This window comes from Paenibacillus amylolyticus (assembly GCF_003719335.1).
GTDB lineage: Bacteria > Bacillota > Bacilli > Paenibacillales > Paenibacillaceae > Paenibacillus > Paenibacillus amylolyticus_D.
The window spans coordinates 207,840-218,012 of record NZ_RIAS01000012.1 but is presented as its reverse complement, the minus strand read 5'-3'; the positions used below and the strand labels follow the sequence as shown (position 1 = coordinate 218,012).

Annotated in this window: 7 protein-coding genes and 2 tRNA genes; 8 read left to right on the top strand and 1 reads right to left on the bottom strand. The window is 45.3% G+C overall.

The window, feature by feature from the left end; all coding sequences use genetic code 11:
- Positions 1–88 precede the first annotated feature (88 nt).
- Positions 89–162: transfer RNA gene (locus EC604_RS20805), tRNA-Pro, on the top strand.
- 12 nt (positions 163–174) lie between these two features.
- A tRNA-Gly gene (locus EC604_RS20800) sits at positions 175–245 on the top strand.
- 251 nt (positions 246–496) lie between these two features.
- Here the strand turns inward: EC604_RS20800 and EC604_RS20795 are convergent.
- Entirely contained in the window at positions 497–856 is a 360-nt protein-coding gene (locus EC604_RS20795; RefSeq protein WP_123065971.1) for a WGxxGxxG family protein, read from the bottom strand.
- Positions 857–1,436: 580 nt separating this feature from the next.
- On the opposite strand from EC604_RS20795, the gene ppc reads away from it, so the two are divergent.
- From ppc to glmM, 6 genes are all read left to right on the top strand, one after another.
- Positions 1,437–4,229 (top strand): phosphoenolpyruvate carboxylase, encoded by a 2,793-nt coding sequence (gene ppc / locus EC604_RS20790; protein WP_123065970.1) that lies wholly within the window; start codon positions 1,437–1,439, stop codon positions 4,227–4,229.
- A 254-nt stretch (positions 4,230–4,483) separates the two neighbouring features.
- Positions 4,484–5,050, top strand: coding sequence for an RNA polymerase sigma factor SigW (sigW, locus tag EC604_RS20785; protein WP_090924356.1), 567 nt, complete (start codon positions 4,484–4,486; stop codon positions 5,048–5,050).
- A 135-nt stretch (positions 5,051–5,185) separates the two neighbouring features.
- Positions 5,186–5,800, top strand: coding sequence for a zf-HC2 domain-containing protein (locus tag EC604_RS20780; protein WP_123065969.1), 615 nt, complete (start codon positions 5,186–5,188; stop codon positions 5,798–5,800).
- 288 nt (positions 5,801–6,088) lie between these two features.
- Complete coding sequence (gene cdaA / locus EC604_RS20775) at positions 6,089–6,928, top strand: diadenylate cyclase CdaA (RefSeq protein ID WP_090924354.1); 840 nt, start codon at positions 6,089–6,091, stop codon at positions 6,926–6,928.
- On the top strand, positions 6,921–8,423 hold the full coding sequence (locus EC604_RS20770) for a CdaR family protein (RefSeq protein WP_161556997.1): 1,503 nt from the start codon (positions 6,921–6,923) through the stop codon (positions 8,421–8,423). The genes cdaA and EC604_RS20770 overlap by 8 nt, the downstream gene beginning before the upstream one ends.
- Before the next feature lie 82 nt (positions 8,424–8,505).
- Entirely contained in the window at positions 8,506–9,846 is a 1,341-nt protein-coding gene (gene glmM, locus EC604_RS20765) for a phosphoglucosamine mutase (protein ID WP_123065967.1), read from the top strand.
- Positions 9,847–10,173 lie beyond the last annotated feature (327 nt).

Below are 10,173 nucleotides of genomic sequence, written 5' to 3'. Positions count from 1 at the left end.
CTTAGCTCAGCTGGATAGAGCGTTTGACTACGAATCAAAAGGCCGGGAGTTCGAATCTCTCAGGGCGCGCCATTATTACCTTTCATATCGGGATGTAGCTCAGCTTGGTAGAGCACCTGGTTTGGGACCAGGGGGTCGCATGTTCAAATCGTGTCATCCCGATTTTTCGTTTATGCGGGTGTAGTTCAATGGTAGAACTTTAGCCTTCCAAGCTAATAGCGTGGGTTCGATTCCCATCACCCGCTTACTGATTCAAAAAAAGTCTCTGCATTTATAGCAGGGACTTTTTTTTGCATATTCTATAATATATCTGAGATGTTGATATGTCGTGTTAAGGGGCGATCTGAGGCACAGATTGCCTTGTATGTATTCAAGAGCCAACCCCTTTGTGTATCGCTTCACACAAAGGGGTTGGCTCTCTTATAGTTGCTTTACGCTAAAGGTCAGTGATAACCAGCTTAGTAGCGAAGATCTTTTTTACAAAAACATCAATAAATTAACGCTCGTGATGATCTGTTGCTCTCTTACGCATACCGGCCAGTCCCAGCAACCCGAGCAAACCAAGCCATCCCCAGTCCATTCCGTTGTCGCGGTCTGTTGTTGTAGCTGCATTTGTACGTACACTGTTAGTGCGGTAATCCCCATTGTTTCGGTAATCACCATTCGTACGATAGTTACCATCCATGTTCATGTTCAAGTTGCTGTTTGTACGGTCCATGTAGTTGCTGTTCTGATAAGACTTGACACGTGAACCGTTGGTATCCATTCCGTTGTTCATATGCCCTTCAGCACCTGCAGAACCAGCCATTGCGGCAACAACTAACATAGAAGCAATAATAGTTGTGGCTTTTTTCATGATGTGAACTCCTCCTTTATGTTGTACGAACTATCAAGTAATCTGCCCAAACTCACAAGAACATTATGTAGCAGGCGGAGTGTTAAGTTATGGGGGACGAACAAAGTTGCCGTGAAATACATAAGAAATAAGCCGAAAGACAAAGGTAAGTGTTAGAATATCGAAATTTCTCTTTAATTCATTACGTCAGTGTGGTAAAGTATACAAAAGCTTGCTTTGCCGGTCATGTTTCTTTGGAACGTCTGTTTATCAATGAGAGCTAAAGCTGGAGAATTGAAAGCTTACTTCCGTATTTCAAACCTAAAATAATCAGACTGCATAATTATGAATTTTTTAGATTAGTTATGAGACGTCCAAGGTGTAAAAAGTACGTGAAAAAGGTATCATGCGACAGCATATGGCTATTCATAGAAGCAGAATAAGAAAATGAATAAAAAAGCGTGTTTTTGTGATGTATTTCGGGGATAATCCCCATTTTTACTAGTAGAAAAATAAAGATTTTCGTACCATTTTATTGTATGATGTTATGAAGGTGTCAAATTTACGTGTACGAATGGAACGATCAGATGGGAGGATAAGCATGACTGAAACTATGGTAACCGCCAGCAAAAGCCAATCCAACAACCTGCTTCGGCGAGACGTGCGGTTCCTGGGCAACATACTCGGAGAAGTTCTTGTCCATCAAGGCGGCACGGAGCTTCTAGATGTCGTTGAGAAGATTCGGGAAACGAGCAAATCGTTGCGTGCAGAGTTTTTGCCAGAACTGTATGAAGAGTTCAAAACGATGATCCAGGAATTAGACTCGGACAATCGTCATCAGGTTATTCGAGCTTTCGCAATTTATTTTCAATTAGTTAATATTGCTGAACAAAACCATCGGATTCGGCGTAAACGGGATTATGAGCGTTCTGCAGGAGATGCTGTACAGCCAGGTTCGATTGAAAAGGCAGTGCAGGACTTAAAAGAACGTGGATTGTCTCATACCGAAGTAGAGGAGATTCTAGATGATTTATCACTGGAACTCGTGATGACAGCTCACCCGACAGAAGCGATGCGCCGGGTTATTCTGGATATTCATAAACGGATTTCAGAAGATGTCATGCTGCTGGACAATCCTACGCTGACGTTGCGTGAACGTGAACAACTGCGTGAGAAACTTTTGAATGAGGTTATTACGCTCTGGCAGACAGACGAGCTACGCGATCGCAAGCCGACCGTACTCGATGAAGTGCGAAACGGGATGTATTACTTTCATGAAACGTTGTTCCATGTACTTCCGGATGTATATCAGGAGCTGGAACGCTGCCTGAATAAATTTTATCCAGACCATGACTGGCATGTGCCGACGTATTTGCGGTTCGGTTCCTGGATTGGTGGAGACCGGGATGGAAATCCATCGGTAACTTCAGATGTAACATGGCAAACGCTTCTCATGCAACGCAAGCTAGCTTTGCGTGAGTATCAGCGGATTATGATTGAACTTATGGGTCATCTCAGCTTCAGCACCAACATCATCCATATCTCGGATGAACTGGCGCAGTCGATTGAGCAGGATCGCAACTGTGTTGCTTTGAAAAAAGTGGACATTTGGCGTAATGAAAAAGAGCCGTATCGCATTAAACTGGCTTACATGATTGCCAAGCTGAATAATGTTCTTGATGAGAACAAGGTAGGTCAGCCGGATCGATATAAAAATGCTCAGGACCTGATTGATGATCTGTTAATTATCGACCGCAGCCTGCGTCACCATTTTGCTGACTATGTAGCGGATACAACCGTTCGCAAAATGATTCGTCAGGTAGAGCTGTTCGGTTTCCATACAGCAGCGCTGGATGTGCGTCAGCACAGCAAGGAGCATGAAAGTGCAATGTCGGAAATTTTGGCGAAAATGAATATTGTAGATGATTACGCCCGTCTGACAGAAGACGGAAAAATCGATTTGCTTGCTCGTTTGCTGGATGATCCAAGACCGCTTACTTCTCCTTATCATCAGTACACGGAAGGAACGAGAGAGTGTCTGGATGTCTTCCGGGCAATTAAGCGTGCACAGAATGAATTCGGTACAGGCTGTATCACGAGTTACTTGATCAGTATGACACAAGGAGCAAGTGATCTACTTGAAGTGATGGTATTTGCCAAAGAGGTTGGTTTGTTCTCCAAAGGCGCAAACGGTGAAGTGATCTCTACACTGCAAGCTGTACCATTGTTTGAAACGATTGACGACCTTCATGCAGCATCCGAAATTATGCAACGGTTGTTTAACTTACCTATATATCGTGCAAGCGTGACTGGACGTAATGAGTTACACGAAATTATGCTTGGATATTCCGACAGTAATAAGGATGGCGGTGTAGTTACGGCAAACTGGGAACTGCGCGTAGCGATGAACGCGATTACGGCTGTGGGCAATGAGCATGGTGTGAAGCTGAAGTTCTTTCACGGACGCGGCGGAGCGCTCGGACGTGGCGGCATGCCACTGAACCGTAGTATTCTTGCGCAACCTCCTCATACGATTGGCGGCGGGATCAAGATCACGGAACAAGGTGAAGTTATTTCATCTCGTTATTCTCTCCAAGGAATTGCTTACCGCAGTTTGGAGCAGGCTACTTCGGCGCTAATCACAGCGGCTTTGAATGGTCTGGAGCCGCAAGAGTCAGCGTCTGAGCAAGCTTGGGATGAGATTATTAAAGACATCTCGGAAGTGTCACTGACGAAGTATCAGGATCTCATTTTCCGTGACCCGGACTTCTTCACGTTCTTTAAGGAGTCTACGCCGCTTCCAGAAGTAGGTGAACTCAACATTGGTTCACGTCCATCCAAACGGAAGGGCAGTGACAAGTTTGAAGACTTGCGTGCGATTCCTTGGGTATTTGCCTGGACCCAAAGTCGTTACTTGCTTCCGGCATGGTATGCGGCAGGTACGGGGCTGCAAAGTTACTATCAGGGCAAAGAGGAAAACCTGAACGTCCTGAAAGACATGTATGCTAACTTTCCGTTCTTCCGCACGCTGATTGATACGGTGCAGATGGCGATTGCCAAAGCAGATCTTGTAATTGCCAAAGAATACTCGGCGATGACCTCCAACAAAGAGGCACGTGATCGTATCTATGGTCAGATCGAAGCTGAATTCAAGCTGACTAAAGAGCTGATCCTGAAAATTACGGGTGAGGCTGAAATTCTGGATGATGTACCGGTAATTCAGGAATCAATTCGTCTGCGTAATCCGTATGTTGATCCACTTTCCTACATGCAAGTACAGTTGCTCAGTGAACTGCGTGACATGCGTGAACGTGGTGAGGATGATACCGAACTACTTCGGGAAGTATTGTTGACCATTAATGGTATTGCAGCAGGATTGCGGAATACAGGTTGATGTTTGATCAGTGATCATTCACACCATTTATATGGTGAATGATTTATGCAACAAAATATATATCCATCTCTCCTTTTTAAAGGTGAGACTAGACGGGACTCCTACTGGAGTTCCCGTTTTTACTGTTTTTGGAGCATATTTGACATACAGTCTTGATTTTTGACCAAAGTTGATTTACGATTTGATTGGTGAATTACAAGTGTGGACGGGTATCAGAAGACGGAAGACCCATCAGCATGTCTGGGGGAATCAGGGTGGACAATTTGGAGAACAGGCTTGTGAAGCTGGTACTCAAGGGTGACCAGAGAGCCTTCGCAGAAATCGTTGAATTATACAAGGACAAGCTGTTTCATCTGGCATATCGGATGCTGAGCAACCGTCACGAAGCAGAGGACGTTGTTCAGGAGACGTTTTTGCGTGTGTTTCGAAATATGGAAAAGTATGATCCGAATCAGAAATTCTCGACATGGATTTACCGGATTGCAACAAATTTGTGTATCGACCGGTTACGTAGAAAGAAACCTTCCTACTCACTTGATGCTGAGCTGAATGATCAGGAAGGATCTGACGGTTATGCGATGCTTCCGAGTGATGATCGAACACCGGAGAGTGAAGCACTGCTTTCCGAGACGCAAACCCTCATCCGTGAGGCAATTGATAGCTTACCAGCCAAGTATAAGTCCGTTATGGTTTTGAGATACTTACAGGACTTGTCATTACAGGAGATCAGTGATGTCACAGGTATGCCCGTAACAACGATCAAGACAAGGGTGCACCGGGGCCGTGATTTTCTGCGCAAAAAGCTAGAATATAAGTTATAACCACGATCACTCGTAATTTTGGGCAAAATAATTTGAAACATATCTGAAACGGGTGCGTATGAAATGTATGCAAGTCTTATGCATGCTTTTTGCAGGTGCATGGACTAAGTGTCTAAGGAAAGGATTGGCTCTCATATGGATTGCAACTCGGCCGTCTCTTTAATGCATGAATGTTTGGATGAGTCGTTGTCCCCGGAACAGAAGACTGAATTGAAAAGCCACTTGTTGATCTGTCCGGATTGTCGCATGCGCTTTAAAGAGTTGGAACAGACGGAAATGCTACTCTTTGCCATGAAACACTATTCACCGTCTGCCTCGGATGAGCTGACCAATCGAATTATGAATGCTCTGCCACAGCCCAAGAGACAGCAAGTATGGCTCAGATGGGTCAAAGGACACCCCGCGCTGACGGCGGCAGCCTTCTTTTTGGTCGTGATGCTCTTTAGCGCCTTCAATTTCTGGAATCAGAACAACGAAATGGTCGTTAAGGGGAACAGTCTGGATCAGCTCGTGATTCAAGGCAACACGGTTATTGTTCCAGAAGGTAAGTCAGTTGCTGGCGATCTTACGATAGAGAATGGAACCGCTCAGGTATATGGAGATGTGAATGGCAATCTGACGGTCATCGACGGACAACTGTTTCAAGCTTCTACAGCGCACGTCTCAGGTCAGGTGAAAAGTATTGATCAGGCGCTGGACTGGTTTTGGTACAAAATAACCAATATGGTAAATGAAGTGGCTTACCGCTAAGTGAGGGTAAACCTTCACGGGTATATACCAAGCAGGGTACCTCCGAATTGCGTGGGGTACTCTTTTTTATTGCCTAAATGACAGAAAAAGTGCAAAAAGGAAGCTTATATGCAGTTTGTGACTGGAGTAACTTGCAACCTGAACGGTAACGTTATAACCTAGATAGTAATGAGAACATACTACATATAGATAAGCATTGAATAAATGCGAAGAAGGGATTATACAAAATCCCGAATGGTTAATATGAGATCAGAGTTTACTCATCAATGGGATAGCGGGGGCTGGCTTATGAATTATTTTGCTGACTTAACGTGGAAAGAGTCCATTAAGGACGTTATCGATATATTGATCGTTACCTATATAATGTACAAACTGATTTTGCTTGTGCGAGGTACACGCGCGGTTCAGCTTCTGAAAGGAATTTTGTTCCTTGTGTTGATCTGGGCGTTAAGCACATGGCTAAATTTGTATACACTTAAATGGCTAATGAACCAGATGTTTACGTTTGGGGTTGTTGCAGTGTTTATCATATTCCAGCCGGAACTCCGTCGTGGTTTGGAGCAATTGGGTCGTGGTAAACTGTTTGGACGCTCAGCCGCCGCAAGTGATGAAGAATTAACCGTGTTAATTGGTGAAATTATTAAGTCCGTTAATTATTTGTCCCGCCGTAAAATTGGGGCACTTGTCGTTTTCGAGCGTGAAACAGGACTGAATGACTACACGGAATCCGGGATCAAGATGCAATCTCTTGTCAGTTCTGAACTGATGATTAACATTTTTATTCCCAACACACCGCTCCATGATGGGGCAGTCATCATACAAGGAAAACAAATATCTGCAGCAGCTTGTTATCTGCCATTATCCGAAAATCCATTTATAAGCAAGGAATTGGGAACACGCCATCGTGCGGCGATTGGAATAACGGAGGTGGCCGATGCAATCTGTCTGGTTGTTTCGGAGGAGACAGGGCAAGTTTCACTGGCGATGAACGGACAGGTAGTTCGTGATATCAAGGAAGAGTCGCTGATTGCGAAGCTGTATGAGGAATTGCGTCCAACCTCCAATTTGAGCAAAAAGAATGCATGGTCAACCTTCTGGAAACGGAAGGGGGGACGTAACAATGGATAAATGGTTTAACAACAATAACTTTGCGAAAATACTTGCACTGGCGGTGAGCCTGCTTCTCTGGTTCATGATTCATCTGGATGAGGTACCAACAACGCCAACCATTACAACGGGGATATCCAGCAAGGTCGTGGAGCGTACTGTGCCTGTTCAGCCTTACGGGCTGGATAGTAATGCTTATGTTCTTACGTCACTTAGCACAGATGAGGTGCGACTTGAGATCAAAGGGCAGCGTTCGATGCTGACATCAATTTTTACTAATGATGATTATAAGGTTCTGGTTGATTTGAGTCAGGTTAAGGATGGTTCGAATACACTGCCGCTTGTACCTGATCTGCCTTCCGGTGTTGAAGTGGTCAGCATGGAACCGTCCATGGTGACGGTGAACGTGGAGAAATTGGGCACCAAATCGTTTAACGTGAATATTGTACCCGAAGGAGAGCCTTCGGCTGGATATACGGCTGGAACGCCCGTGGTTGAGCCTTCTGCTCCGGTTAAGGTAACTTTGCCGGAAGGACAGCTTGATGCTGTAGCGAGTGTTCAGGGCAGTGTCAGTGTGAAAGATGCGAAGGAAGATGTAATTCAGAAAAAAGTGAAGCTTCAGGCATATGATGCCGAGGGTAAAGTCATCGAGAATGCAACTATATCACCCCAAACGGTTGAAGTACGAGTACCAGTCAATCAGCCCTACACAAAAGTTCCCTTGAGGATCAAATATTCAGGACAGTTACCGGAGGGTCTGGTGCTCTCATCGGTCGAGCCGAGCGTGAAAGAAGTCTCGATTTATGGGAGTGAGGAAGCACTTGCAGGTATACAGTCCTACGACCAAGCTACTCTTGATCTTACGCAATTTGCGGAGTCTGGTACCTCTACAGTTAACGTGGACTTGACGCCGCCTTCTGGTTCTGAGAAAATCGAGCCTAGTTCGATTCAGATCAAGGTAACGGTGTCCCCATATGATGAGGTGGAAAAAACGACCAAAATCTTTCCCAACGTGCCGATTCATTTAACGGGTGTGGGAAACGGGCTGGAGGGTGAGCTGGTTACTCCAAAAAGTGGTGGGCAGAACATTACGCTAAGCGGGTCACGAAGCATGCTTGAAGGTCTAAGTGGTGATGACATCAAGCTTACGGCCAATCTCCAGGGACTTGGTGTGGGCACACATGAGATTAATCTGGAAGCTGACTTGCCCCGGTTTGCCAAGCTGGATGAGGCATCCAATAATTTAAGTGCTACGGTTAAGATCAGTGAGAAAGCGGAAGATGCGACTGCTCCTCCTGAGCAAAATTCGGGTGAAGATAATCCATCAGGGCCAGATCCATCACCAGCTGAAGTTGAGAATGGACAGCCAAACACGGATCCTGTAGAAGAGCCAAACGAATCGAATACGGAACAGCAGGATCAAAGCCAGCAGGGAAGTTCATCAACCAGTCGTGGTAGTGTAAACAACAATACAAGTAATAACAACAACGGTAGTAAATCTGGTTCTAATCCGTAACCGTAATTATGCATTTTTTTATTTTAAAATTTAAAAATGATATTGATGTGCTCATATATGATGAAATAGAAGGAGTTAGATCATGGGTAAATATTTTGGTACAGATGGTGTCAGAGGGGTTGCGAATAAAGAGTTGACGGCGGAGCTGGCGTACAGCATCGGACGCTGTGGTGGTTATGTGCTTGCAGGTGGAGTGGAAAGACCTAAAGTAGTGATCGGTATGGACACACGAATCTCCGGGCTTATGTTGGAATCAGCACTCGTAGCGGGTCTGTTGTCTATTGGTGCCGACGTTATTCGTTTGGGCGTTGTGTCTACTCCAGGTGTCGCTTACATTACTCGTTTGCTCAAAGCAGACGCGGGTGTAATGATCTCGGCTTCCCACAATCCCGTTGAGGATAACGGCATCAAATTTTTCGGTGGAGATGGCTTCAAGCTGTCAGATGAGACGGAGAACCGGATTGAAGAACTGATGGATGCTGTAAAAGATGAACTGCCACGCCCCGTTGGTGCAGGTCTTGGAACCGTGACGATGGATGAGCAATCTCGCTATCGTTATCTGGATTATCTGAAAACAACCGTATCTGAGTCGTTCTCTGGTCTCAAAATTGTACTCGACTGTGCCAATGGTGCAGCATATGAACTGGCGCCAAAATTATTTAGTGAGCTTGGTGCTGAAGTTATTGCCATTGGCGCTGAGCCGAACGGTCTGAACATTAACGAGCAGTGCGGTTCGACTCATCCGGAGCATTTAAAGCAAGAGGTGCTGAAACATCAAGCGGATCTTGGCCTTGCTTTTGACGGGGATGCCGATCGTCTGATTGCTATTGATGAAACAGGTGCCGAGGTGGATGGTGACTTTATTCTGTGCATTTGCGGAGACGCGATGAATCGGGCAGGCAAGCTGAAAGACAGCACGGTGGTGTCTACCGTTATGAGTAATATTGGTTTCTACAAAGCAACAGAGAAGCTTGCGCTGAAAACGGCCAAAACGGCTGTTGGTGACCGCTACGTGATGGAAGAGATGCGTCGTGGAGGATATAATCTGGGCGGCGAACAATCGGGTCACGTTATTTTCCTGGATTACAATACAACGGGAGATGGCATGCTAACAGCGATTCAACTTGTCGACACATTGAAGGCTTCAGGTAAAAAGCTGAGTGAGTTGAAAGCAATCATGACACAGTACCCACAAGTGCTGGTTAACGTCCGTGTTGAAGACAAGAGCAAATACGAAGGAAATGTCGCCATCGGGGAAGCAATCGCTGCAGTAGAAGAAAAGCTGGGGGATAATGGTCGTGTGCTTGTTCGTGCATCGGGTACCGAGTCCTTGATCCGTGTTATGGCTGAAGGGCCAGATAAGGATGAGCTAGAGCAGTTCGTATCCCAGATTGCAGATGTTGTGCAAAAAGAACTGGTATAGTCTACTGAAAAAAGCCTGTTGTCATGCGATTTGAGTGTTATTTTTCACAAAATTGATTTCTTGGCATATGTTTATACAGAAGCGGATTTAATTCCATATTTTAACGATTGATTCATTGTTCCTGCGTCCTGGCTGGGTAAGACCATGGGTCTGATTATTTGGCCAGGAGCGTGGGTAAATATGCTGAAATGGTTACAGGTACTTTGCTCCATTGCAAAATGGACTTAAGGTGCATATAATAAGTGGAGTCGTCATTCAGACACGGAAAGTGAGGATTGTAAGGTTACAGTTACACAAGCGCCAGAGCTTGGAGTTGCGCGGGACGCA

Excerpts from the sequence above, each read along its gene's own strand:
- glmM (WP_123065967.1), top strand. The coding sequence starts at position 8,506 with ATGGGTAAATATTTTGGTACAGATGGTGTCAGAGGGGTTGCGAATAAA.
- EC604_RS20770 (WP_161556997.1), top strand. The coding sequence starts at position 6,921 with ATGGATAAATGGTTTAACAACAATAACTTTGCGAAAATACTTGCACTG.
- ppc (WP_123065970.1), top strand. The coding sequence starts at position 1,437 with ATGACTGAAACTATGGTAACCGCCAGCAAAAGCCAATCCAACAACCTG.
- EC604_RS20795 (WP_123065971.1), bottom strand. The coding sequence starts at position 856 with ATGAAAAAAGCCACAACTATTATTGCTTCTATGTTAGTTGTTGCCGCA.
- EC604_RS20780 (WP_123065969.1), top strand. The coding sequence starts at position 5,186 with ATGGATTGCAACTCGGCCGTCTCTTTAATGCATGAATGTTTGGATGAG.
- cdaA (WP_090924354.1), top strand. The coding sequence starts at position 6,089 with ATGAATTATTTTGCTGACTTAACGTGGAAAGAGTCCATTAAGGACGTT.